At 66.2% G+C, this 23,712-nt stretch carries 27 protein-coding genes; 17 read left to right on the top strand and 10 right to left on the bottom strand.

Annotated features, from left to right (window positions below; translation table 11 throughout):
• Nucleotides 1–8: 8 nt before the first annotated feature.
• Nucleotides 9–782 carry an SDR family NAD(P)-dependent oxidoreductase gene (locus AAHM38_RS12655; RefSeq protein ID WP_017405983.1) on the bottom strand — a complete coding sequence of 258 codons (774 nt, stop codon included), beginning with the start codon at nt 780–782 and terminating at the stop codon, nt 9–11.
• Nucleotides 783–1,065: 283 nt separating this feature from the next.
• Between AAHM38_RS12655 and AAHM38_RS12650 the strand changes: the two genes are divergently transcribed.
• The 15 genes from AAHM38_RS12650 to AAHM38_RS12580 all read left to right on the top strand — a co-directional run bounded on the left by AAHM38_RS12650 (nt 1,066) and on the right by AAHM38_RS12580 (nt 15,455).
• Entirely contained in the window at nt 1,066–2,097 is a 1,032-nt protein-coding gene (locus tag AAHM38_RS12650) for a helix-turn-helix domain-containing protein (protein ID WP_017405984.1), read from the top strand.
• Between the two features lie 147 nt (nt 2,098–2,244).
• Complete coding sequence (locus AAHM38_RS12645; protein WP_016452528.1) at nt 2,245–3,390, top strand: acyl-CoA dehydrogenase family protein; 1,146 nt, start codon at nt 2,245–2,247, stop codon at nt 3,388–3,390.
• An 11-nt stretch (nt 3,391–3,401) separates the two neighbouring features.
• The gene (locus AAHM38_RS12640) at nt 3,402–4,454 is read left to right on the top strand and encodes a CaiB/BaiF CoA transferase family protein (protein WP_035884637.1); all 1,053 of its coding nucleotides are present in this window, start codon (nt 3,402–3,404) and stop codon (nt 4,452–4,454) included.
• A gap of 11 nt (nt 4,455–4,465) precedes the next feature.
• Nucleotides 4,466–6,133: a long-chain fatty acid--CoA ligase gene (locus tag AAHM38_RS12635; RefSeq protein WP_017405987.1), complete on the top strand. Its 1,668-nt coding sequence runs from the start codon at nt 4,466–4,468 to the stop codon at nt 6,131–6,133.
• Nucleotides 6,134–6,177: 44 nt separating this feature from the next.
• On the top strand, nt 6,178–7,359 hold the full coding sequence (locus tag AAHM38_RS12630; RefSeq protein ID WP_017405988.1) for a thiolase family protein: 1,182 nt from the start codon (nt 6,178–6,180) through the stop codon (nt 7,357–7,359).
• Complete coding sequence (locus AAHM38_RS12625; RefSeq protein ID WP_017405989.1) at nt 7,356–8,156, top strand: enoyl-CoA hydratase/isomerase family protein; 801 nt, start codon at nt 7,356–7,358, stop codon at nt 8,154–8,156. The genes AAHM38_RS12630 and AAHM38_RS12625 overlap by 4 nt, the downstream gene beginning before the upstream one ends.
• A 29-nt stretch (nt 8,157–8,185) precedes the next feature.
• Complete coding sequence (locus AAHM38_RS12620) at nt 8,186–8,968, top strand: SDR family NAD(P)-dependent oxidoreductase (RefSeq protein ID WP_026062537.1); 783 nt, start codon at nt 8,186–8,188, stop codon at nt 8,966–8,968.
• A 147-nt stretch (nt 8,969–9,115) separates the two neighbouring features.
• Nucleotides 9,116–9,838, top strand: coding sequence for a glutathione binding-like protein (locus tag AAHM38_RS12615; protein WP_017405991.1), 723 nt, complete (start codon nt 9,116–9,118; stop codon nt 9,836–9,838).
• A gap of 45 nt (nt 9,839–9,883) precedes the next feature.
• Nucleotides 9,884–10,492: a 2-hydroxychromene-2-carboxylate isomerase gene (locus AAHM38_RS12610; RefSeq protein WP_017405992.1), complete on the top strand. Its 609-nt coding sequence runs from the start codon at nt 9,884–9,886 to the stop codon at nt 10,490–10,492.
• Nucleotides 10,493–10,552: 60 nt separating this feature from the next.
• Nucleotides 10,553–11,743, top strand: a complete 1,191-nt coding sequence (locus tag AAHM38_RS12605) for an ABC transporter substrate-binding protein (protein WP_017405993.1) — start codon at nt 10,553–10,555, stop codon at nt 11,741–11,743.
• A 16-nt stretch (nt 11,744–11,759) separates the two neighbouring features.
• Nucleotides 11,760–12,527 carry an ABC transporter ATP-binding protein gene (locus AAHM38_RS12600; protein WP_017405994.1) on the top strand — a complete coding sequence of 256 codons (768 nt, stop codon included), beginning with the start codon at nt 11,760–11,762 and terminating at the stop codon, nt 12,525–12,527.
• Nucleotides 12,524–13,240 carry an ABC transporter ATP-binding protein gene (locus AAHM38_RS12595; protein ID WP_026062538.1) on the top strand — a complete coding sequence of 239 codons (717 nt, stop codon included), beginning with the start codon at nt 12,524–12,526 and terminating at the stop codon, nt 13,238–13,240. Before AAHM38_RS12600 ends, AAHM38_RS12595 begins: the two co-directional genes overlap by 4 nt.
• Before the next feature lie 20 nt (nt 13,241–13,260).
• Complete coding sequence (locus tag AAHM38_RS12590) at nt 13,261–14,133, top strand: branched-chain amino acid ABC transporter permease (protein WP_016452539.1); 873 nt, start codon at nt 13,261–13,263, stop codon at nt 14,131–14,133.
• Nucleotides 14,134–14,144: 11 nt separating this feature from the next.
• Nucleotides 14,145–15,140 carry a branched-chain amino acid ABC transporter permease gene (locus tag AAHM38_RS12585; RefSeq protein WP_227472656.1) on the top strand — a complete coding sequence of 332 codons (996 nt, stop codon included), beginning with the start codon at nt 14,145–14,147 and terminating at the stop codon, nt 15,138–15,140.
• A gap of 9 nt (nt 15,141–15,149) precedes the next feature.
• On the top strand, nt 15,150–15,455 hold the full coding sequence (locus AAHM38_RS12580) for a thiolase family protein (protein WP_017405997.1): 306 nt from the start codon (nt 15,150–15,152) through the stop codon (nt 15,453–15,455).
• Here the strand turns inward: AAHM38_RS12580 and AAHM38_RS12575 are convergent.
• The 9 genes from AAHM38_RS12575 to AAHM38_RS12535 all read right to left on the bottom strand — a co-directional run bounded on the left by AAHM38_RS12575 (nt 15,448) and on the right by AAHM38_RS12535 (nt 22,832).
• The gene (locus AAHM38_RS12575; protein ID WP_035884628.1) at nt 15,448–17,430 is read right to left on the bottom strand and encodes a relaxase/mobilization nuclease domain-containing protein; all 1,983 of its coding nucleotides are present in this window, start codon (nt 17,428–17,430) and stop codon (nt 15,448–15,450) included. The two genes, AAHM38_RS12580 and AAHM38_RS12575, sit on opposite strands and share 8 nt — an antisense overlap.
• Nucleotides 17,431–17,878: 448 nt before the next feature.
• Nucleotides 17,879–18,466: a S26 family signal peptidase gene (locus tag AAHM38_RS12570; protein WP_011517538.1), complete on the bottom strand. Its 588-nt coding sequence runs from the start codon at nt 18,464–18,466 to the stop codon at nt 17,879–17,881.
• The gene (locus tag AAHM38_RS12565; RefSeq protein ID WP_003056183.1) at nt 18,463–18,987 is read right to left on the bottom strand and encodes a DUF2840 domain-containing protein; all 525 of its coding nucleotides are present in this window, start codon (nt 18,985–18,987) and stop codon (nt 18,463–18,465) included. Before AAHM38_RS12565 ends, AAHM38_RS12570 begins: the two co-directional genes overlap by 4 nt.
• Nucleotides 18,984–19,247 carry a hypothetical protein gene (locus AAHM38_RS12560; protein ID WP_003056186.1) on the bottom strand — a complete coding sequence of 88 codons (264 nt, stop codon included), beginning with the start codon at nt 19,245–19,247 and terminating at the stop codon, nt 18,984–18,986. Before AAHM38_RS12560 ends, AAHM38_RS12565 begins: the two co-directional genes overlap by 4 nt.
• Nucleotides 19,244–19,882 carry a ParA family partition ATPase gene (gene parA, locus AAHM38_RS12555; RefSeq protein ID WP_003056189.1) on the bottom strand — a complete coding sequence of 213 codons (639 nt, stop codon included), beginning with the start codon at nt 19,880–19,882 and terminating at the stop codon, nt 19,244–19,246. Before parA ends, AAHM38_RS12560 begins: the two co-directional genes overlap by 4 nt.
• 253 nt (nt 19,883–20,135) lie before the next feature.
• Nucleotides 20,136–20,993, bottom strand: a complete 858-nt coding sequence (locus AAHM38_RS12550; protein WP_011517539.1) for a replication initiator protein A — start codon at nt 20,991–20,993, stop codon at nt 20,136–20,138.
• Between the two features lie 26 nt (nt 20,994–21,019).
• A complete protein-coding gene (locus tag AAHM38_RS12545; protein WP_023123353.1) occupies nt 21,020–21,301 on the bottom strand; it encodes a helix-turn-helix transcriptional regulator in 282 nt (93 codons plus the stop codon).
• Nucleotides 21,302–21,384: 83 nt separating this feature from the next.
• On the bottom strand, nt 21,385–22,143 hold the full coding sequence (locus AAHM38_RS12540; RefSeq protein ID WP_011517541.1) for a DUF2285 domain-containing protein: 759 nt from the start codon (nt 22,141–22,143) through the stop codon (nt 21,385–21,387).
• 341 nt (nt 22,144–22,484) lie between these two features.
• Nucleotides 22,485–22,832 carry a DUF2958 domain-containing protein gene (locus tag AAHM38_RS12535; protein WP_003056199.1) on the bottom strand — a complete coding sequence of 116 codons (348 nt, stop codon included), beginning with the start codon at nt 22,830–22,832 and terminating at the stop codon, nt 22,485–22,487.
• Between the two features lie 223 nt (nt 22,833–23,055).
• On the opposite strand from AAHM38_RS12535, the gene AAHM38_RS12530 reads away from it, so the two are divergent.
• Together AAHM38_RS12530 and AAHM38_RS12525 are read left to right on the top strand one after the other, a co-directional pair.
• A complete protein-coding gene (locus tag AAHM38_RS12530) occupies nt 23,056–23,349 on the top strand; it encodes a helix-turn-helix domain-containing protein (protein ID WP_003056202.1) in 294 nt (97 codons plus the stop codon).
• Nucleotides 23,350–23,482: 133 nt separating this feature from the next.
• Nucleotides 23,483–23,712: hypothetical protein (locus tag AAHM38_RS12525; RefSeq protein ID WP_342234287.1), on the top strand; the 230-nt coding region annotated here is incomplete at its 3' end.

The following is a 23,712-nucleotide window of genomic DNA, read 5'->3' as shown; positions in this document are numbered from 1 at the left end:
GGTCGCACTCAAAGCGACGAGCACAGATGCCCGCCATCCACTGGCACGCAGGCGCCGGTCATCCACGACCCGGCCTCGGTCGCGAACAGCAGGAACAGACCGTTGAGCTCCTCCGGCTTACCCAGGCGGCGCATCGGGATGCGCTTGATAAGCGCCTTGCCATGGTCGGTATCCCACATGGCATCGGTCATCTCGGTGTCGATGTAGCCCGGCTCGATGGCATTGACGCGAATGCCGTGGCGCGCCCATTCGAGCGCCAGGCTCTTGGTCATGTGCACGACTGCAGCCTTGGACGTGGCATACAGCATGGCGCCCGGCATCACGCGTTCGCCCAGGATCGATGCGATGTTGATGACTGAGCCTCCCCGCCCCGCATCCACCCAGCGCTGCGCGGCACGCGCGGCCACCAGCCACACGCCGCGCACGTTGGTCTCCATCAGCGAGTCGAAGTCGGACGCAGGCAGCGTGAGCGACAAGGCGTCGTTGGAAGCCCCGGCGTTGTTAACCACCACGTCGAGGATGGTGCCCGAGGCGTCTATCTCGGCGAAGGCGTCGTCGATGGACTGCTCGGAAGCCACATCCATTTCCAGCACCGTGACCTGAGGCGAACCGAGCTTTTCGAGTTCCTGGGCGAGTTTGTCGAGCCGCGCCTTGCGCCGCGCCCCAATCACTACCTTGGCCTTGCAACCAGCAGCCAGCCGAGCGAAGTTCTCGCCCAGGCCCGACGAGGCCCCCGTGACCAGCACCCGCTTGCCTGCCAGCATTGCACCCAGATCCATCATCGTCTCCTTGCATCTTCAGTTCGCCGTCGATGCCGGGAGGTTAGCGCAGGGCCGCTCGGCTGCGGGGTTGCCTCGCTCCCCCATCCGTCGAAAGAGGTGCCTTGTCAGTTGATCGAGACCATCCGTCATTGCCGCGCCAAGCACCGCTGCCTACGATTGCCTGTATGCCTTGGGTACCCTGAGCGCCGCACGAAAGCACGCCACGGTGTCGACGCTCCGGTCCCGATGGGCTGCGGCGTCTGGGGGCAGATTCAGGAGACGACAAGTGCTGCAACAGTCACCCATGGAATGGTCCATCGACCATGCGCCCATCGAGGGCAGGATAGATGCGACGGAAGCGATCCTCAAGGACTCCTTCCAGCGCTGGAGTCTTTCCTCCCCGGCGAAGCCTGCTGCATTCCAGGCGAAGTTGCGGCGACACGAACTCGCCGGAGCCTCCTTGGTATGCACCGTGACCGGTGCTTGCGTCGAGCAGTCTCCTCCTGGACATTCGTCATTCGACGATGAGTTCTGCCTGGGGCTGCAGCTGAACCTGAGCGGCCGAGTACAGTTGCAGCAGTGGGACACGCCAATCTGCGAGGGCGACATGTTCCTCTGGCGTACCGATCAGCGGCAAGACTATGAGGTGCTGGAACGAACCCACAGCGTGTCGTTGATGATTCCCTGGCAGCTCATGCGCGAGCATCTACCGGGCCGCAAGCAGCCGCCCGCAGCCTGCCGCATTGACAGTCACACAGGCGTGGGCTCACTGCTCAGCCAACACCTGATGGGGTTGGCAAAGGAGATCGGCGCCGTGCCGCCCTCCGCCCACGTCGCCCTTTGCCGCACGGTGATCGGGCTTCTGGACATTGCGCTGCCAGAGCCGGAGAGCGCCACTCGATTCACGGCCATGGCCGCGTTGCGCGAACGAGTACTTGCCTACATCGCCCAGCATTTTCAAGAGGATGACCTGAGTCCGGCACGCATCGCCGCGGCGCACGGTATTTCACTGCGTTACCTTCATGCGCTGTTTGCGCAGGGCGATACCACGGTGGTCGGCCACATCCTGGAAAGCCGATTGCAAGCGTGCTGGCGGACACTCGTTGACCCGGTCTGCCGGCATCTGCAGGTCTCGGCGATCGCCTTTCACTGGGGCTTCAACTCCACCAGCCATTTCTGCCGCGCATTCAAACAACGCTTTGGAGTGTCGCCCAGCGATGCACGCGGCATGACTGCTCACGGCTCCGCCATCGGCCCGGTCGAGTCAGCCGGGCTTTCCCTTGCACACGCAAAGTCAACTTGCCATGCACTGGCGGGCAAGACGCGCACGGGCTGAATGCCGACCATATGCCCTGGACAGACTGAGAACGCAGAGATTCGACGCTTCGCCCGCCCCGTTGTGGGTATGCGGGCATGACCCGGGGCCGCATCGCTGGCCAAGTTTTCAAACCTTCATCGTACAAACCTTCTGAGGAGCGCTCCCATGCTGCCGCAATTGCACCGTCAACCCTGGATGGACAGCGACATCGAGACCTTTCGCGACCAGGTGCGCCGCTACATCGCCGCCGAGATGGCTCCGCACCTGCCCGCTTGGCGCGAACAGGGCTACGTCCCGCGCGAGACCTGGCGGCCCTTCGGCGAGATGGGGTTCATGCTGCCCGAAATGCCCGAAGCCTACGGCGGCACCGGGGCCAGCATTGCCTACCAGCTGGTGGTACAGGATGAGTTGACCAGAGCGGAAATGCCCAACAACGTCCAGGTGAACAGCATCGCTGCGCACTACATCATGGACTACGGCACCGAGGAGCAGAAGCAGCGCTGGCTGCCCAAGCTGAGCAGCGGCGAGATGCTGCTCGGCATTGCGATGACCGAACCCGGCTGCGGGACGGACCTCAAGGCCATCGCCACCCGCGCGCGCCGTGATGGCGACCACTACGTGATCGACGGTGCCAAGACCTTCATCACCAACGGCTACACCTGCAATCTGCTGATTGTGGTCGCACGCACCGGCGAGGCGGGCAGCCGAGGCCTTTCGCTGATCGTGGTGGAGACCGAGAACCTGCCAGGGTTCCGCGTGGGCCGCCTGCTCGACAAGATCGGCCTGCATGCGTCGGACACCGCCGAACTCTTCTTCGACGGGGTGCGCGTGCCGGTCGATCAAGTCCTGGGGGGCGTCGAAGGGCTTGGTTTCAAGCAGTTGATGGGCCAGTTGCCCTACGAACGCATGACCATCGCCGTGCCTGCGGCGGCCATCATCGACCGGGCCCTGGAACTCACCGTCGAATACACGAAGGAGCGCAAGATTTTCGGCGCACCGCTGTTCGAGATGCAGACCACGCGCCACAAGCTGGCCGAGATCGCCACCACCGCTCACGTGGTGCGCACCTTCGTCAACGACTGCATCCAGCGGCTGCTGGACGGAAAGCTCGACGCCGAAGCCGCGTACATGGCCAAGTGGTGGTGCAGCGAGCAGCAGTGCCGCGTGGTGGACGAGTGCCTGCAGATGTTCGGCGGCTACGGCTACATGTACGAATACCCGATCGCGCGCATGTACACCACCTCGCGCGTGCAGAAGATCTACGGCGGCGCGAACGAGGTCATGAAAGAACTGATTGCGAGGAAGCTGTGAACGCCTCGCACATGCTGCAAAAGCCACTGCACGGCGTCCGTGTGGTGGAGTTCGAAGGGATCGGGCCGGGCCCGCTGGCCGCCATGATGCTGGCCGACATGGGTGCCGAGGTGATTGCGCTGACACGGGCCGAGCAGGCCGCCGGGGCGCAGCCGCTGGGCGGGGCGGCGGCCAACCCGCTGCACCGGGGCAAGACGGTCGAGATCACCGACCTGAAGTCGCCCGGCGGCAAGGCGCGCGCCCTGGATCTGATCGGCCAGTCCGACGTTCTGATCGAAGGCTTTCGCCCCGGCGTGATGGAACGGCTGGGGTTCGGCCCCGCCGAATGCGCGGCGCGCAACCCCAAGCTGGTCTATGGCCGGATGACGGGCTGGGGCCAGGACGGCCCGCTCTCCCGGGCCGCTGGCCACGACCTGAACTACGTGGCGCTGACGGGCCTGCTGTCGCTGTCGGCCCGCAAGGGGCAGATGCCCATCGTGCCGCCCTCGGTGCTCGGGGACGCGGCCGGGGCGCTGGGCATGGCCTTCGGTGTCGCCTGCGCGCTGGTCGATGCGCGCGGTAACGGTAGGGGCAGTGGCCGCGGCCGGGTCGTGGATGCCGCCATCATCGACATCGTGGCCATGATGGGCACGCTGGTGCATTGGATTCGCGCCAATGGGCAGATCGACGGCACGAAGCCGAGCCCGTTTCACGATTCGCCGTTCTATGACGTGTACGCCTGTGCCGACGGCGGCTTCATCAGCCTCGCGGTGGTGGAGCCCGCGTTCCACGCACTGCTGCTGTCGAAGCTGGGCCTGACGGACGTGAACCCTGCCGACCAGTACGACACGACGACGTGGCCAGCGCTGAAGGAGCGCATTGCGGCCCTCATCCGCAGCCAACCCAGGGCGCACTGGTGCGCGTTGCTCGAAGGCAGCGACGCCTGCTTCGCGCCCGTGCTCAGCCTGGCCGAGGCGGCGCGGCATCCGCACAACGCGGCACGGGGTATCTACCAGACCACCCCCTCCGGCGCCATCGAGGCGGCCCCGGCCCCACGGTTCCAGGCACTCAACGCAATTACTTAGGAGACCAGAAAATGACCAGCACCACCCAGCCCATCCGCGGCTGCCCGTCCACCACGGGCAACGAACGCCAGCTCAACACCACGACGCTGATCCGGCACGCCGCGCGCACCCACGGGGACCAGGAGATCGTCTACCGCACACCCGATGGCGGCTGGGATCGCTACACCTATGCCGACTGCTACGCGCGCGTCTGCCGCAGCGCCAATGCGCTGCGCGCGCTCGGTGTCGAGCCGGGCGACCGCGTCGGTGTGCTGGACTGGAACAGCCGGCGCCACTTCGAGCTGTACTGGTCCATCCCCGGCCTGGGCGCGGTCATGCTGCAGATGAATCTGCGCCTGGGCGCCGAGGACCTGGGCTACGTGGTCGGCCACAGCAAGGTGTCTTACGTTTGCGTGGACGAGTCCTTGCTGCCGATCGCCGAATCCGTCGCAGCGAACTCGCCCCAGATCAAGGGCTGGATCGTGATGACCGACAAGCCGCTGGACCAGATCAAGACCACGCTGAAACCGCTGCTGCACTACGAAGACCTGCTGGCCGCTGCTGATGCCAAGATCGACTGGCCCGAGATCGACGAAACCTCGGCTTACAGCGCCTGCTACACCACCGGCACCACGGGCAAACCCAAGGGCGTGTACTACTCGCACCGCGGCATCTACCTGCACTCCACGGGCATGGCCACCAACATGGGCATGACGCTGGACGACTGCGTCATGCTCATCACGCCCATGTTCCACGGGCAGTGCTGGGGCTTACCACAGGCCGCCACGCTGCTGGCCGACAAGATCGTGCTGCCGGGACGCTACGCTGCCGAGGACACCAAGCCGCTGGTCGACACCATGATTGCCGAGGGCGTGACCATCACCAACGGCGCACCGGCCATCTTCCAACCGATGCTGCAGTACATCGAGACGCTGCCGGTCAAGCCGGACTTCAGCCGCATGCGCATGCTGTCCGGCGCGAGCGAGCCGCCGCTGTCGATGATGATCGGCTTCCACGAACTCACGGGTGCCGAGGTGGTGCACGGCTACGGCGCCACCGAAGCCACGACGCTGGTGACCGTCAACCGCCTCAAGCCCACGTTGAGGAAGCGCTTGACTCAGGACGAGCGGTGGAATCTCAAGCGCAAGCAGGGCCTGGTCCTGACCGGCGTGGACATCCGCATCCTCGATGCCAACGACCAGGATCTGCCGCACGACGGCCAGTCGGCCGGCGAGATTTGCCTGCGCGGCCCCTGGATCACGACCAGTTACCACGACATGCCCGATTCGGGCGATCGCTTCCTGGAGGGCGGCTGGTGGCGCTCGGGCGATGTCGGCACGGTGGACGAGAACGGCTACCTCAAGGTTACCGACCGCATCAAGGACGTGATCAAGAGCGGTGGCGAATGGATCTCTTCCATCGACATGGAAAACCTGCTCATGGGCCACCCGGCCGTGCGCGACGCCGCGGTGGTCGGGGTTCCGCATCCGAAGTGGCAGGAGCGGCCGCTGGCCCTGGTGGTGCTGAGGCCCGGCCAGCAGGCGACCCAGGAGCAATTGCAGGAACACCTGACCAGCGCCTTCGCAAAGTGGCAGTTGCCGGATCAGATCCTGTTCGTCGAGACCATCCCCAAGACCAGCGTCGGCAAGATCGACAAGAAGCGCATCCGCGTCGAGCAGGCAGAGCGCTACGCCGCCTGAACGCCACTTTGCGTGACACCCAGTTTCTTACACAGGAGAACCAGATGAATGACCATGAACCCGTTATCGTCGGTGCGCTGCGCACCCCCGTGGGCAAGCGCGGCGGGCGCCTGCACAAGTGGCATCCCGTCGATCTGATGGCCGAGACGCTGCGCCAGTTGGTCGAGCGGTCCGGCGTCAACCCCGCCGATCTGGACGACGTGATCATCGGCTGCGTGCTGCAGTGGGACCAGCAGCACGGCAACCTGGGCCGACATGCCGTATTGGCGGCGGGGCTGCCCGAATCCGTGCCGGCGGTGACGGTCGATCGGCAATGCGGCTCGGGCCAGCAGGCGGTGAGTTTTGCCGTGCATGGCATCCAGGCGGGTGCCTACCAGTTGGCCATCGGCGGGGGGGTGGAGTCGATGTCGCAGGCGCCACTGCCGCCGTCGTTCAAGCCCGGCGCGCCGCTCGGTTCGCAATACAGCCCGCGCGAACTGGCGCGCTACCAGGACAACCCGCTGATACCGCAAGGCGTTTCGTCGGAGTTGCTGAACACGCGCTTCGGCCTCACGCGTGAAACCCTGGATGCCTCCGCAGTGCGGAGCCATAAGCGCGCCACCGAGGCGATTCAGGCCGGTCGCATCAAGGACCAACTGGTGCATCTGACCGAGGACCCGGCCGACCCGAACAGTCCGGTCGTCGCCGCCGACGAGGGCGTGCGCGCCAACCCCGACCCCGAAAAGATGGCCACGCTGAAAGCCGTGTTTGCCGCCAACGGCACCACCACCGCCGGCAACTCGTCGCAGGTCAGCGATGGTGCCGCCGCGCTGCTGATCGCCAGCCGCGCCTATGCCAAGAAGCATGGCCTGAAGCCGCGTGCGCGCTTCGTCAGCACGGCAGTGGCCGCCGCCGACCCGGTGATCCAGTTCACCGCCGTGCTCGACTCCACCCGCAAGGCACTGAAGGAATCGGGCCTGACCATCAACGACATCGACCTGTTCGAGGTCAACGAGGCTTTCGGCGGCGTACCGCTGATGTTCCAGCAGGAGTTCGGCATCCCGGACGACCGCCTCAACGTCAATGGCGGCTCGATGGCCATCGGCCATCCGCTGGGCTCCACCGGCGCGCGCATGCTCACCGACCTGCTGTATGAACTGGAGCGCCGGGGCGGCCGCTATGGCCTGCAGACCATCTGCGAGGCTTCGGGCACGGCCAACACCACCATCATCGAGCGGCTTGCATGAGCGGGGCCACCATGAGCGAAGCCAGTGAAGTGCTCGTGAGCCGTGACGGCGCCGTCGTCACCCTGACCATCAACCGCCCGCGTGCGAAGAACAGCCTGAACCGCGCGGTATTCGATGGCCTGCGCGCGCAGCTTGCGCAACTGCGCGACGACGATGCCGTGCGAGCCGTCATCATCACCGGCGCCGAGGACGTGTTTTGCGCGGGCGCCGACATCACGGCCTTTGAAGTGCTGCGTGCCGCGCCGCTGCTGGGCGACCGCTCGGCAACGGGCTGGGACTTTTTTGCGGCGCTGGGGCGCTTCCCCAAGCCCGTCATCGCGGCGGTGGAAAAGGTCGCGCTGGGCGGCGGCATGGAACTGGCGCTGGCCTGCGACATCGTGATTGCTGGCGAGTCCGCCAAGTTCGGCGTGCCGGAAGTCAAGCTGGGCGCCATTCCCGGTGCCGGCGGCACCCAGCGCCTGGTTCACGCCATCGGCAAGTCCAAGGCCATGGCGCTGCTGCTGACCGGCGATTTCATGGACGCCCGCAAGGCATGCGACGTTGGCATCGTCGCCGAAGTGACGGCTGATGGCCAGGCCCTGCCGACGGCGCTGGCGATGGCCTGCCGGATTGCGGCCAATTCGCCGCTGGCCGTGGCGCTGGCGAAAGATGCGGCCCTGGCCAGCTTTGAAACCCCGCTCGCGCAGGGCCTGGAGCATGAGAAGCGCAATTTCGTTGTCGCTTTGCGTTCGGCCGACAACCTCGAAGGGCAAGCGGCATTCCTGGGCAAGCGCACCCCCAAATTCACCGGCCAATAACGCCTGTCTGTCATCTTCAAGGAAAAACCATGCAACTCAATTCCGACATTTCTGCCGTCATCACCGGGGGGGCTTCCGGCCTGGGGGCCGCCACGGCCCGGCGTTTGGCCAGCCATGGCGTCAAGGTCGCCATCTTCGACATGAACGAAGCCGTCGGCCAGGCGTTGGCCAGCGAGCTTGGCGGTGTTTACTGCAACGTGGACGTGACGTCCGAGGAGCAGGTGGACGCGGCCTTCGCCAAAGCCCGTGCCGCGATCGGGCAGGAACGCATTCTGGTCAACTGCGCCGGCACGGCCGACGCCGTCAAGACCGTCAGTCGCGACCGGAAAACGGGCGAGATCCGCCCGAGTGCGGTGGATCGCTTCAACCGCATCGTGCAGATCAACCTGGTGGGCACGTTCCGCTGCATTGCCAAATCGACGGCGGGCATGCTGGCGCTGGAACCGCTGGCCGACGGCGACCGCGGCGTCGTGGTCAACACCGCTTCGGCCGCTGCGGTGGACGGCCAGGTCGGCCAGGCCAGCTATGCCGCCAGCAAGGCCGCCGTCATGGGCATGACCTTGCCGATCGCACGCGACCTGATGGACGAAGGCGTTCGCGTCAACACCATCCTGCCGGGGATCTTCGGCACCCCCTTGCTGCTGGCCCTGCCGGACAACGTCAAGCAGGCGCTGGCGGCCAGCGTGCCCTTTCCCAAGCGTTTGGGCGACCCCGATGAATTCGCGCAGGCCGTCGAGTTTCTGGTCACTTGCGGCTACATGAACGCTGAGTCCATCCGCGTGGATGGGGCCCTCCGCATGGCGCCGCGCTGACGCCTTGAACCCTCGAAGAGCTGCGCATGATGTCGTCAACCCGAGAAAGCCACGCAACGGGAGCCTGGAATGTCAGGGGGTCGGCCACGGGTGCCTGCAAGTCATGGCGTGATGTCGATCCGCAGCTCGGCAGGAGCGTCATTCGCCATGATTGACCTGCATTACGCACCGACACCCAACGGCTGGAAGATCTCCATCCTGCTGGAGGAACTCGGACTTCCCTATACGGTGACTCCGGTCAACATCCGCGCTGGCGAGCAATTCAGGCCGGAATTTCTGGCGATCAGCCCGAACAACCGCATTCCGGCCATAGTGGACCATGCGCCGCTCGACGGCGGCGGCCCGCTTTCGGTGTTCGAGACCGGCGCCATCCTGGTCTATCTGGCCCAGAAAACCAACCGCTTCCTGCCCACGGATCTGCGCGGCTTCACCCAAACCATGCAATGGGTGATGTGGCAGGTGAGCGGACTGGGGCCCATGCTCGGCCAGCATGGTCACTTTGCGCTGTATGCGCAGGAAAAGATCGCCTACGCGATTGAGCGTTACCGCGACGAAGCGGCACGGCTGTATCGCGTGCTCGATACCCAGCTCGGCAAGACCGGCGCCTATGTCGCTGGCACCGAGTACGGCATCGCCGACATCGCTTGCTTTCCCTGGACCATGACCCACAAGGCCCAAGGCTTCACGCTCGACGACTTTCCCCACCTCAAGCGCTGGTACGCCAGCGTGCGCGGCCGGCCCCAGGTGCAAGCGGGGCTGGCGGTCGGCAAATTCGAGCAAGAGCCGCTGGACGACGAAGCGAGAAAGAACATGTTCGGCCACAAGGCCAGGGAGCTGGCGGAACGGAGCGCCATTCCGGGGCGCGAGTAGCGCGATTCCGGAATCCAGTGACGCCCCAAAAACACAGGAAACACCATGATCGAATTCTTCTTCGACTGCTCCAGCCCCTGGACTTATCTCGCCTTTCATAACATCCAGCCGCTCGCCAAGGAGCTTGACGTTGAGATCACATGGCGGCCGATCCTGGTCGGCGGCATCTTCAACACCATCAATCCCACCGTCTATGCCTCGCGCGAGACGCCGGTGCCGCAGAAGGCCCGCTACCTGAAAAAGGACCTAGCGGATTGGGCCCGCTCGACGGGGCTTGCGATCAAGATGCCGCCGACGGTGTTTCCCGTCAACAGCGTGAAGGCGATGCGCGGCTGCATCTGGCTCGGCAACGACATGGCGCCGTTTGCCCGCGCCATATTTGAAGCCTATTGGGGCGACGACCAGGACATCTCGCAGGACGCGGTGCTGGCGCAGGTGTGCCAGCGCGTTGGCATCGAGCCCGCCCAATTCTTTGCAGGCATCGGCGAGCAGGCGATCAAAGACCAGCTCAGGGCCAACACCGATGAGGTGGTCGCGCGCGGCGGCTTTGGCTCACCGACCATCTTCGTGGACAAGACGGACATGTATTTCGGCAACGACCGCATGCCGCTGATCCGCGAAGCCGTGCTGCGCTTGCAAGGGAAGGCGGCCTGATGCCGCAGGCCAGGGTTCACCCATCCATCCATTCATCTCACCACCACCACAGGAGACACCATGCAAAAAAGACAATTCATCACCATGCTTTCCGGCGCCATGCTGACCGGCGTTTCTGGCCTGGTCCGCGCGCAGGGCGCGGGCACCCCGGGCGTGACGGATCGCGAGATCAAGATCGGCTCGACCGGACCGCTCAGCGGCCCGGCCGCAGGCTATGGCATCGTCGGCAAGACCATGTCTGCATGGTTTGACCTGGTCAACGCCGAGGGCGGCGTGAATGGGCGCCAGCTCAAGCTGGTGCTGGCCGACGATGGCTACAGCCCGCCGAAAACCCTGGAGCAATCGCGCCGCCTGGTGGAGCGCGATCAGGTGGCTTTTCTCGCGGCGCAGATAGGCTCGTCCACTGGGCTGGCGTCGCGCAGCTATCTCAACAACGCCAAAGTACCGCAACTCTTCGTTTCGTCCGGCTCCGCCACGTGGCTGGATGATGCGGCTAAGTTCCCCTGGAGCATGGGCTGGCTGCCCCTGTACACCGACGAAGGGCGCATCCTGGCCAGGCACATCCTGCAGACGCGGCCCAACGCGAAGATCGCCATGTTCTACCAGAACGACGACGCCGGCAAGGATGTGCTGCGTGGCGTGAAGGAGGTTCTGGCTGCCGCCGGGAAGAAGCTCATCAGCGAAGAGTCGCATGAGGTGTCGGATCCGACGGTGGACTCGCAGATCGTCTCCATGCATGCCTCGGGCGCGGACGTGCTGGTGGCGTGGGGTTCGCCCAAAGCCACCCTCCAGTCGCTGCGCAAGACCCACGACATCGGCTGGCGCCCGGCCATCTACATCAACCCGAGCGCATCTTCGGTGCCCGCGGTGCTGACTCCGGTGGGGCTGGACAAGGTCAAGGGCATCATGAGCGCCGCGTTCCTCAAGGATCCGAGCGATCCGACCTGGAAGAACGACCCTGGTGTCCTGGCCTGGCATGCCTTCATGGACAAATACAACAAAGGCGCGGCCAAGGAATACCTCACCGTGCTCGGTGCCTGCCTTGGGCAAGTGACAGTGCAGTTGCTCAAGCAGTGCGGCAACGACCTCTCGCGCGAGAACATCATGCGGCAGTCGCGCCGCCTGGACATGGATTTGCCCATGATGCTGCCGGGCCTGCGTGTCAAGACCAGCGACGCCCGCCCTCACCCGATACCGGACATGCGCATCCAGCAGTTCGACGGCACGAGCTGGAAGGTGATGCCGTCCTGACGGGGCGAGCGCAGCGATGGAACCCATTCTTTCCGTACGCGACCTGACGATCCGCTTCGGCGGTGTCGTCGCGCTGGACGCCTTCTCGATGGACGTGCCCGAGGGCTGCATCTTCGGCCTGATCGGGCCGAACGGCGCTGGCAAGACGACCTGCTTCAACTGCATCAGCGGCCTGTACCGGCCCACCCACGGCAGCGTGCGCTTCGGCCAGGCCGAGTTGACGCGCCTGCCGCGCCACGGCGTGGCACGGCTGGGTCTGAGCCGCACCTTCCAGAACGTGGCGCTCTACCCCTCGCTCACGGTGCGCGAAAACGTGATGGTGGGTGCGCACGCGCGGCTGCCGGTGTCGATGCTGGGTGCCGCGCTGCGCTCGCGCGCCGTCCGTGCCGCCGAGGAAGAAATCGCGCACTCGGCTGACGCGGCCCTGGCCACGCTGCGGCTGTCTGACTATGCCGACCGGGGCGTGGCGGAACTGCCAGTGGGCATCCAGCACCGCGTGGAAATCGCGCGGGCGCTGGTGACGCGGCCCAAGCTGCTGCTGCTCGACGAGCCCGCCGCTGGCCTCACCGCTGGCGAGGTCGATGAACTGCGCGACGTGCTGCTGCGCCTGCACGAGGAATTGAAGCTGACCATGGTGGTCGTGGAGCACAACATGCGCTTCGTGATGAAGACCTGCTCCGACCTCGCGGTACTGAGCTTTGGCCGCAAGCTCGCCCAGGGCTCGCCCGAGGAAGTGGCCAACAACGACGCCGTGCTCGATGCCTATCTGGGAGGTGTGCTGTGACCCAACGGCTTGAAATCCGCAACCTCGCGGTGGCCTACGGCCGAACGGCGGTGGTGCATGGCATCGACCTGCACGTGCAGGCCGGCGAGATGGTGGCGCTGCTCGGCGCCAACGGCGCGGGCAAGACCTCCATCCTGCGCGCCATCAGCCACCAGCAGGTGACTGCCAAGGGCACGCTGCGCTTCGAGGGCCAGGACATCATCGACATGGCCGCGCCCGCCATCGCCTCGCTGGGCATCGCCCACGTGCCCGAAGGGCGCGGCACCTTTGGCGACCTGACGGTGCTGGAGAACCTGCGCGTGGGCGCCATCCACCGCCGCGACAAGGACGGCATCGAGCAGGACATCGCCCGGATGCAGACGCTGTTTCCCAAGCTGTCCAGCCGCGCGAAGCAAGCGGCGGGCACGCTCAGCGGCGGCGAGCAGCAGATGCTGGCCATCGCGCGCGCGCTGATGATGCGCCCCAAGATGCTGCTGCTGGACGAGCCTTCGTTCGGCATCGCGCCGCGCGTGACGCAGGAGATCTACGAACTCCTGCACCAGTTGCGCGAAACCGAGCACCTCACGGCGCTCATCGTGGAGCAGAACGCCCAGGTCGCGCTGAACCTAGTCAACCGGGCCTATGTGCTCGAAAGCGGGCGCGTCACTGCCCAGGGCACCGCAGCCGAGCTGCGCGAAGACGACGCCGTGCGCCGCAGCTACCTCGGCCACTGATCAAAAAGAGGTTCATCACCATGCAAGCATTCCTTCACCAGATAGCTTCGGGCCTGGCGGCGGGCGGCATCTATGCCAGCCTCGCCATCGCGCTCGTGCTCATCTATCGCTGCACTTCGTCCGTCAACTTCGCGCAGGGCGAACTGGCGATGTTCTCCACCTATATGAGCTGGGCGTTGGTTCAGGCGGGCGCATCATGGTGGGTGGCCTTCGCCGTTGTGGTCGTGGGTTCCTTCCTGCTCGGGCTGGCGCTGGAGCGGGTCATCTTCCAGCCCCTGCGGCACAAGCCGGTGCTCTCGGTCGTGGCGGCCAGCATCGCGCTGCTCATCATCTTGAACAGCCTGGTCGGCTGGCTGTTCGGGCATGAGATGCTGGAGTTCGCCACGCCGTTCGGTGGAGTCCTCAGCCGTGCCGAACCCTATCTGTCGGCCCACGAGGTCGGCGTTCTGCTCGTCACCCTGGCCGAACTGGCGGCGGTATTCGCGTTCTTCCGCTTCACCCGGTTCGGCCTGGCGATGCGTGCGGTGGCGGTGAACGCGCCGTCGGCGGAACTGTCGGGCATCAGCACCAACAAGGTGCTGGCCGTGGGCTGGGGTCTTGCAGCGGTGGCCGGTGCCGTGGCGGGGCTGATGGCCGCGCCCATCGTGTTCCTGGAGCCGTCGATGATGATGGGGCCGCTGATCTACGCACTGGCGGGCGCGCTGCTGGGCGGCATCGCCAGCCCTGTGGGCGCCGTGGCCGGGGGCTTCGCCGTCGGGGTACTGGAGAACCTGCTGGGCGCCTACGTGGTCGGCAACGACCTGAAACTGACCTGCATCATGCTGTTGATCATCGCGATGCTGGTCTTGCGGCCCGCCGGTATCTTCGGCAAGACGGCCCAGGTGAGGGTGTGAGCATGAGTACCATGAGCGCCCCACTCAACATCCGCCCGGTGGCATCGCCCACCTGGTTGCGCTGGACGGCCTCGGTGGTCGGGCTCGCGCTGCTGGCCTGGTCCTTTAGTTGGCAAAGTTATCCGTTGTACGTGATGACGCAGGTGCTGATCTATGGCATCGCCATCATGGGCCTGAACCTGCTCACCGGCTACACGGGCCAGATCTCGCTCGGCCACAGCGCCTTCTTCGCCATCGGTGCCTATACCGCGGCGGTGCTCTCGCATCACCTGGGCTGGCCGTTCTACGTGGGCGTGCCGGTGGCGGCGCTGTTGTGCTTCGTGGCGGGTTTCCTCTTCGGCTTCCCGGCGCTGCGGCTGCCCATGCTTTATCTGGCGCTGTCCACCTTCGCGGTGGCGGTGGTGACACCGCAGGCGCTCAAGTGGAAAAAGATCGAGTGGCTGACCGGTGGCGTGGCGGGGATCGTCCTGGAAAAACCTGTGTTCCCAGGGGTGCTGGCCGACCGGGCGGACTGGGCCATCATGGCCTGCGTTGCGGCCTGCGCGCTCTGCGCCTTCCTGCTGGCGCGGCGGATTCTCGGCTCGCAGTTCGGCCGCCTGGTGGACGCCTCGCGCGACCAGCCGCTCGCGGCGGCGGCGGGCGGACTCGACATCACCGCCCTGCGCACGCAGATGTTCGGCCTCAGCGCGGCGTTCACCGGCCTGGCCGGTGCCCTGAGCGTGGTGGCGGGCCAGTTCGTCGCGCCCGAGAACTTTCCCTTCCTGCTCTCGGTGTCCCTGCTGGTGGGCAGCTTCGTGGGCGGGGTGCGCAGCCTGTGGGGCGCCTTCCTGGGGGCTGCCTTCATCGTGCTCACGCCCAACCTGGCCGAGAGCGTGTCGCAATCCGCGCCGTGGATGATCTTCGGCTTCGCACTGCTCGCGGTGGTCTTCCTGGCCCCTAATGGCTTGAGCGGCTGGATCACCAGCCTCTGGCGCAGGCGTGCAAATTCCTCATCCGCCCAGTCTTAGACGCTTTCCATGCAGCCCGTCTTCGTCGCTGGCACGGGCATGACCCGTTTCGGCAAGCACATTGACTGCGGTCTCAAATCGCTCGCCGCCGAGGCGATTGGCGAAGCCATTGCCGATGCAGGCATCACCCCGTCCCAGCTGCAGGCCGCCGACATGGGCAACGCCGCTGCTGGTGTCATGGCCGACCAGGTGCTGATCCCCGGACAGGTGGCGCTGCGCGGCATGGGCATCGGGCGCATTCCGGTCGTCAACATCGAGAACGCTTGTAGACGCATCCTTGCAGTGGGTGCTCGATATGCTGCTGGCTTCAGATAACAGATAAGCCCTGTTGCCGTCGGATTTGCCAGGATACGCGGCCGTCATGTACCTGCGCAGAAATCGGCATACCGAGTCGTTGTTCGATGACAGGCCTCCATGGCACCAGGCTGAACCCCATGCCATCATCGAGCATGGCGTAGCGCCCGCTGGCCAGCATGACGCTGCGGCGGTAGATACCCGCCACGCGCTGGCCATCGGCCACGGGCCGGTGCTCCAGGCCAGTTTCGGCGGCCAAGTCCTTCGCGGCATGCGCTACATCCCGGCTGCGCAGCATTGCCAGCAGATTGCGCGCCAGGATGACGCGTTGGCCGCGCCGCTCGGCCAGCCCCTGTTCGGCCAGGAAGTCGGTGCGCTGTTGCATTGCCTGCTTGGCCTCGCCGCCAAAGCCCAGGTCGCCCAGGCCAGAGCCACCGCCGATCAACTGCTGGTCAAGCCAGGTGGCCCCGATCACGCGGGCCTGCCGCTCGATGGGCAGGTGCGATTTCAGCTCCACGGCCACGCCGCCCAGGCGCTGCGCGTCGTAGCGACGGCCCTGATCGGGCAGGTCGCCCGGCACCTTCCATAGCCCTTCGGCCACGCGCTCCACGATGCCTGCCCGGCGCAGGGCTTCCAAGCGCCGGACGTGGGCCGCGACGACTTCCTGCGGATCGCGGCCCGGTACGGCCTGGCCCTGCGCGATAGCAAGGTGGTGGTCGGTGCGGTACAGGCCATCGCTCGCCAGCACGGCGATGTTCTTGTCAGCCGCGCGCACGTCGGCCGATCCCTTCACCTCCACCACGGCGCCGGTGGGATAGTTCGCCAGCTCGTCGCGGGTGTTGAGCGCGACGTAGTGGGCCTTGCCGTCCACCCCGTCGATGACCAGATAGCCGCGGTCGCGCAGCTCGTCGGCCAGCCCCTTCGCGGCCACGCGGCCGAGAATGGTTCGGCTATCGTCGCCCGGCTCGAACACCGCCAGTTCGCGCGGCTCGCCGCGCATGGCACGCTGCATGGTGCGGATGATGTCGCCACGCTCGCCCAGGGCGCGCAAGGTCTTCTCGGCATCGGCATGGACGGCCCAGGTGCCCGGCTGCGCCTCGTCGGCCAGTCCCAGGCGCTGCAAGCGTTGCAGGCGGCCGATCAGCAGCAGGCGTTGGCGTTGCAGCTTCGGTTCGTTGAAGCGTTCGATCTGCACCCGGCCGTCTTCGCCGGCCTCGCGTTGCAGCGTGCGATCCAGGCTCGTCCACCGCTCCTGCTCCACCTCGCGTTGCAAGGTCTGCTGGATCTCCAGTTCGGTGCGCGGCCCCAGCCATTCGGTCGCCAGTTCAGCGGCACGATGGCGGAATCCATCAGCGATGTAGTCGCCGGCGATGATGAGGTCTTTGCCGGTGTCGTCGCGCCCGCGCACGATCAAATGCGTGTGGGGGTTGTCGGTGTTCCAGTGATCCACCGCCACCCAATCCAGCCGCGTGCCCAAGTCAGCTTCCATGCGGTTCATCAGATGCCGCGTGTAGGTGCGCAGGTCGTCCAGTTCGGCCCCGTCCTCGGGCGAGACGATGAAGCGGAAATGGTGCCGGTCGTCGGCGCAGCGTTCCTTGAAAGCATCCAGATCGGCTTCGTCGGTCTGCGGCCCATAGGCCCGGCCTGGCTCGCCATCACGGCCCACACCATCGCGCTCGATGTAGCGCAGGTGCTTGGCGAGCGATTGCGGGCTGGCCCGCTGCTGGTTGACCAGCAAGGTTTTGATAGTCACACGCCGCGACATGGGCGTGAGCTTCGCGCCCGCAAACCGCGCCGCCGTATGGCCGCGCCCCAGGCGTGAGCCGGGCCGCTGGCCGGTGGCCTTGCCGCCGATGGCCGATGCCGGACGGCGCACCGAGGACTTGCCGCCACTGGCCTTGCCGGCCTGCTGGAGCACCTTGGAAACGAAGCCCTGGCCGCGGTTTTTTGGAGCGCTGGGGCGGATGCGGAAATCGTCGTCGCGGCGGTTGATCATGACTTCTCTCCCTGAAAGCTGGGGCGTAGTCCGTCGTGCGAAGCACGCGGACAAGCCCATATCGACGCGGGCCACGCGCCACAAGCAGCACGGCGGCGAAGCCGCTGCGTGCCGCGCCGCCCCCACGTGCAGACAGGCTTTCGACGCGGCCCGGTGCCGCGTCCTTTTGTCTTGCCTTCCGCATTTGCCTCCCCCTGTCCCCCAGGTTCTCGATCCCGGCAACTGCGGCCCGGTGGCAAGGCTGCACCAGCAGCCAGCGCACCGGCGAACACGGCAATGGCCGCAGGCCAGCCGTGTTCGAGGCAAGACGCCTGCACGTGGGACGGCTGCGCCGGAGGCAGCGCGAAGTGCAGCGCGGATGCGCTCGCACTGCACGCGCGACGACATGACAACGGCCAGCAGAACGACACGCCCGATAGCACGATGATGCGCAGCGAATCGGTGGCCATCATGGGCGCGACTCCAGCCAGACGGGGCGCGCAACGCCGATCACGGAAGCTGCGCTGACCGGCCCGAAATACCGGCTATCGAACGACGCCGGATTGGTCACACTGAGGAGGAACAGCTCGCCATGCCGCAAGCGGTGGCATTGCTGCCGGGATGGCAGCGGCCGGCCCCAGCGATCGGCAGACAGCACGGCGGCTGAAGGCACGCCGTCGATGCGGACTTTGCCGTCAGCGATGCACACCTCTTGCGGCGCCACCGCGCCCACGCGCTTGAGCAGAGGAATGCGCGTCGGCAGGTAGCCGCGCTGCGCAGCGAGCGCGGCAGCCTCGGCAGGCAGCGGCACCAGCACGATGCTGCCTACCGACAACGGACGTGGTGGCGAGCTGGTGCGATGGTCGAGCGGATCGATGCGATACCAGCCGACCTCCACGCTGTCGGACGGGTTGTAGGTCAGGCGTGGCAGCGGATGCACGAAGGACGCCCAGGCCAGCGCAGCGAGGCCGCAGGCGGACAGGCCCGCCAGCACGAGGCGAGCGCGCACGCGCAAGCGAGGGTGCGGCGCGGTGCCGGAAGTGGAAACTGCGGTCATGGCAGCGCCCTCCCGGCCAGCCAGGCGGCGTGCCGCTCGGCGGTGTATTCGGGCAGCGGCAAGTGCGCTGCGAGCCGGTTGGCGAGCGTGCGCCAGTACGCGGGCGAGACGCCGACAGGCGTGATGCCCAGCGCCTCGATGGCGTCGATGCGCGCCAGCACGGCACGCACCGATTGCTCACCCTCGGCGTGCAGCAAGAGGCGCGCGCCAGGTTGCACGCCGGAGATGCGCTGCGCGCCATCCATCGGCATGCACGCCTGCATCACCATGAGCTGCCAGCGGATCGTGCCGTAGTCGTTGGCCTGCCAGCGGATGCGGCAGAGAACCGCATTCGGCGTGAACACCGCGCAGCGGCGCCAGCGGTCGAACCGGATGATGCGGGCAGGATCACCGAAGCGCAGGTAGAGGTCGAAGCGTTGGTCGATGTATGCGAGCGCAACGCGCGTCAGCGGTACGCCGTCGGCCACGCCGACAGGCGGGATGGACGGCGGTGCCGAAGCCGTCGAGGCGGGTGTGTTCATGAGGACTTCTCCGGGAATTCCCGCTCCAGCAGCGCGCGCAACAGATCGGCCACCGTCACGCCTTGCGTGAAGGCCGATACCTTGATGCGCGCCCGCATGGCGGGCGTGATGTCGAGGGTCAGGCGGGCCGTGTAGAGGTCGCCTTTCTGGAGGTCATCGGCACTGCCCTGGCGAATCCACGCCTCGGCGTGCGGATTCGCGGGCGGGCGAGCGCCGATGCCGATGCGCTTGCCCGTGCGCTTGCTGGCAGGAGTGCTCATGACGGCCACCGCAGCAGTTCATCGACCAGCGCGGTGATTTCGCGCGCGGCGGCGCTGTCTGGCGCCGTCTCGCGTGCAAGCCGGCCGGCGGCCACGCTGTCGGCAAACACGATGCGCTGATGCACTTCCGCGCGCAGCGCAGGAAGCGGCTGCTCGGCCAGCGCGCCGCGGGCCTCGCGTCCGATCACGGTGGTGCTCACGCGCCGGTTGATGACGAAGGCCGCGCGCAGCGCAGGCCGGAACACCTGCGCCTCACGGATCAGCGCCACCATCTCGGCGCTGGCCCACAGGTCGTAGGGGCTGGGCTGCACCGGGATCAGCACCCGCTCGGCCGCCAGCAGCGCGGAGCGCGCCAAGGCAGCGATCCTGGGTGGCCCGTCGATGACGACGTGATCGGCCCGCCTGGCGAGTTCTGGCGCTTCCTGGTGCAGCGTTTCGCGTGCGAGGCCCACGGCGCTAAATAGCCTTGGCAAACCTTGCTGGCTGCGGCGCTGTGTCCAGTCCAGCGCGGAGCCCTGTGGATCGGCATCCAGCAGGATGACCGACTGCCCGCGCATCGCCAGCTCGCCGGCGATGTGGGTGGCGAGCGTGGTCTTGCCCACGCCGCCTTTCTGGTTGAGCAGCGCGACGATCATGACCGGACCCTCCGTGTCGGAAAGCCCGCCTGTTGCCGCTGCGCTTCGCGTCCTGTGGCGGTTGTCCACCGAGGCGCGGCGCTGCTACTACCAGTTAGAGTATTTAAGTTAGGGAAGTTAGGAGAGGCCGAAACCCGCGCCAGTATTAGCTTTGCGGCCGGTTTTGTTGCCTGATAGCACGAGGATTCGTTGCCTGATAGCACGATACCTCTGTTGCCTGATAGCACGAGTCCGTCCACAGGCTGCGCAGCAGTTATCCCCGTGCCGTGGACGGCACGGGCCGGAACGTCAGCAGCGGCGAGGCAATGCCCGAGACGTACTCGATGCCCAACTGGTAGCCAGGCAAGGCTTGCCGCACCACCAGTGCGCGCAGGTCGGCGGCGAAGTCGTAGTACCGCGCCACGCTGCCCGACTTGCGGTACAGGTGCTGGAAGTCGAACTGCCAGCCGCCAGGCTGTCGCCCGCCGTGCTTGCGCACCAGGCGGTACAGCCATCGCTCGATCCCGCCCGTCAGCCGGAAATACGCCGGGTCGATGGTCAACACGAGGGCAGCATCGAGCACGCCCGCATAGAACCAGTCCGGCAGGATCAGTTCCAGCCCCAAGGGGGTGCCCTTGGCATCGGCCAGTTCCTTCCACTCGTTGATCCATGAGAAGCGATGCAGGCGCCGCCCGGTCGTCTCGCGGATCGACGTGGCCACGGTCGTGGACTGCAGCCGATCCAAGGCCGCCTTGAGGCGCTGGTAGTCGCGCAGCGACGTACCGCGCCCGATGAAGCGCAGGATCTCGTAGGGCGTGGCCTGCATCAGCCGCGACGGGCGCAAGCCCGCATCGCGGGCTTCCACAATCTGGCTTGCAGCCCAGATCAGGATGTCCGCATCCCAAATCGTGGCGATGCCATGCTCCTGCGTGCCCTCCACGCGGATCGTGATGCCGCTGGCGCGGAAGTCGATCGGCGCCGTGCGCCGCGACTTCGCCAGCGAGAAGAACGGAAAGGCCATCAAGTCCTGGCTGTCGCGCGGCGCCATGTCGCCCGGCAAGGCGCGGAACAGATCGAGCTGTTCGCGCTCTTGCATCGGTCGCTGCCGCATGGGCAGCGCGGGGCTGGACATGGCGAAGGCCACCCGCGCGCCAGCGATCAGCGCGCACGGCTGTCCGCCGAATGCTGCTCGGCGTACTCGGGCTCGGACGTGCTCTCGAAGCTGCGCTCGGCGGCCCAGGCATCGAGGTCGACCACGGCGTACATCACGCGGCGGCCGAACTTGCGGAACTTGGGACCGCCTCCCAGCACGCGCTGCTTTTCCAGCGTGCGCGGCGACAGGCGCAGGTACTCGGCGGCTTCGTCGTTGGTGAGATAGCGTTGGGGCTGCGCGGCAGCGGTCGAGACAGTAGCGGCAGGCCGCAAGGGAGCAGGACGCATGGTGAGAACCTCCATCGGTTGCAGGGCTCCGGCCACACAGCGCAACCGGATGAAGGCAGTCTCAGAAAACGAAGCCCTCCTGCTCAGGGTCGTTTTGCGCTCTCTTCAAAACGACCCTTCTCAAGCGGCGGCAGTTGTGCTAGGCGGCGATAGCCGCCGCGCATCAACGCATCGCCGCGCCGCACCAGGCGGCGCACCTTGGAGCGCAGGCCGCCGTCGCTGTACCAGCCGGCTGCGGCGTCCGCACCGAACAAGCCCTCGGCGACGTCGCGCAAGGACGCGCCCGCCAGGGTGGCGTCGAGCGCCTGCAGGGTGTGTAGCTCCAGCAGCGCCGCAGGCGGTGGCCTGGGCCGAGCCATTGACGCAGGCGTACCAGGCATAGGGGCCGCAGGGGCGGCGTGACGGCCACGATAGGCATGGGCCACGGCCATGCCGTCCTCCAGGCCAGGCGCCAGCGCATAGCGCTGGCAAAGGCTGGGGCTGCGCGCGATCAGCGCCAGACCCTTGCCGTCGTGCAGCAACTGCTTGTGGCCGGGGATGCGCCAGAACGCGAAGGCGGTGGCATCCGGAGGCGGATCGGCATCGGGGTGAAGCTGCACCACGGCCCCATGGCCGGGAAGCCAGGCCGGATGCGCGTCACGCGCATCCACGTCCGGGTCTTCCAGCAGACGCAAGCCCCAGCGATGCGCGGCATCGGGGCAGCGCGCACGGCGCAGCCAGTCGATCCGGTAGTCGGGATGGCGGCGCAGGTACTCCCAGGCCAGTGCGAGCGTGTCCAGACACAGGACGTAGAGGTAGGCGGCGGTCGGATACCAGTGCGCGAGGTGGTGCGGTTCGGCCATGACGCAAGCTCCCGTAGAGCAGGACGGCCGTCACTGGTTTCACACGCCAACGTCACCGCATCGAACTAGCATCCAATCGTGAATAAGCTGGTAGATTAGTAACTTGCGTGTCAAGACGAAAAGCATCCGATGGATTGCGCGGATCGTCTGAATGCGACGGTGGCGCGCGAGGAAATGCGGCCTCCTGCGCTATCCACCGTGCCCGATGGCACGGCTGGCGTCATGACCGTTTGCGTCAGGGTGGCACTGGTTTGGTGCAACAGTGCGGATTAAGACCTGACGGGTCTGGAGCAAGACCGAAATAGCCTCAATGCGCCCGGCTTGGCCGTGGCGCGAACGGCTCAATCGAGGACGGAACCGTTCTCCTGGGCCAGCCGCAGGTACTCCGACAACGGGCGCACCGCCCGGAAATACCGATCTCGCATCACGGGCTGTTTGCTCGGCCCGACGATGGATGCGAGGTCGGACAGCTTGATCTCGCCCAGCTCAGGCATGCTGATCCCCAAGTCGATCAGGCCATGGGCCGTATCGCCGTCAGCGGGGTCAAGCGACACCAGCAGCCAAGTGGCGTGTGCGTCCGGCGTGAACAACCGCACCACGGGCAGCGGGTCGATGGCCCGGCCAGCGGCCCGGACCCGGCCGTGTTCCAGCAGTTGCTTGCGCTCGTCCTCGGTCATGAGTTGGTTCATGGGCGTTACCTCATTCGCACAAAACCGCCGAAGCGTGAAAGCGCAAAACCGCATCGGCGGGTTTGTGGAAAGGCACGGATGCGGTTTTGTGCTTCTGTGAGAAGCTGCAGATACGGATTTCCGTAAAAGCACGAAAGCGGCAGGCGGGCATAGTTGAACACTATAGATTGTAGCCCTATAGGGCTCAATCGGATGTCATCTTGGATTTTGCGGAGATCCAGGGTTGGCAGCGAAACATACATTGTCGGAGGCACTAAAGACCATCAGGAAAGCACGTGGTTTGAGCCAGGAAGCGTTCTCGGACGTGTCCAGCCGCACCTACATGAGCACGCTGGAACGCGACCTCAAAAGCCCCACCTTGAACAAGCTGGCCGAGCTGTGCGAGGTCATGGAGGTGCACCCGCTCACGCTGCTGACGCTGGCCTATGCCGGCGACGACCTGCAGCAGGTCGATCAGCTGCTGGCGCAGGTGCGCCAGGAGTTGGAGACTGTGGCGAAGAAGAGTGACACGCCATAGCGTGCGACCGCGCTGGCGTGGCCGATCCGGTGCAGCCGGTTCGGGGACTTCAGGGGCGCCAAGCATCGCGCGGCGGGGAGAGGCCGCAGGGTTTTCCCCCGGAGGCAAGCGAAGCGCGCAGCTGCGATAGGGATTGAAGCCGAATGGCCATGACGGCGAAGTCGGCATGGGGCGCAGCCCGCAAAGCCCGGTCGGCGCAGTGCGCCGAATCGCCCTGCATTCGCCCTGGCAACACGAAGTCATGGTGATGCTGCCCGACCACCACCATCACGAAGCTGGGAGAGCCAAGCCTTCCAGTCTGCTGATCCAAGCAGTACAGCGCCCCGCCGCAGTGGGCGGGGCGCGGGGGGGCCGCCGGGCGGG

This window comes from Ralstonia sp. OTU4908 (assembly GCF_038440115.1).
Taxonomy (GTDB): domain Bacteria; phylum Pseudomonadota; class Gammaproteobacteria; order Burkholderiales; family Burkholderiaceae; genus Ralstonia; species Ralstonia pickettii.
The sequence above is the reverse complement of the archived record's forward strand: the minus strand, read 5'-3'. Positions and strand labels throughout refer to the sequence as shown.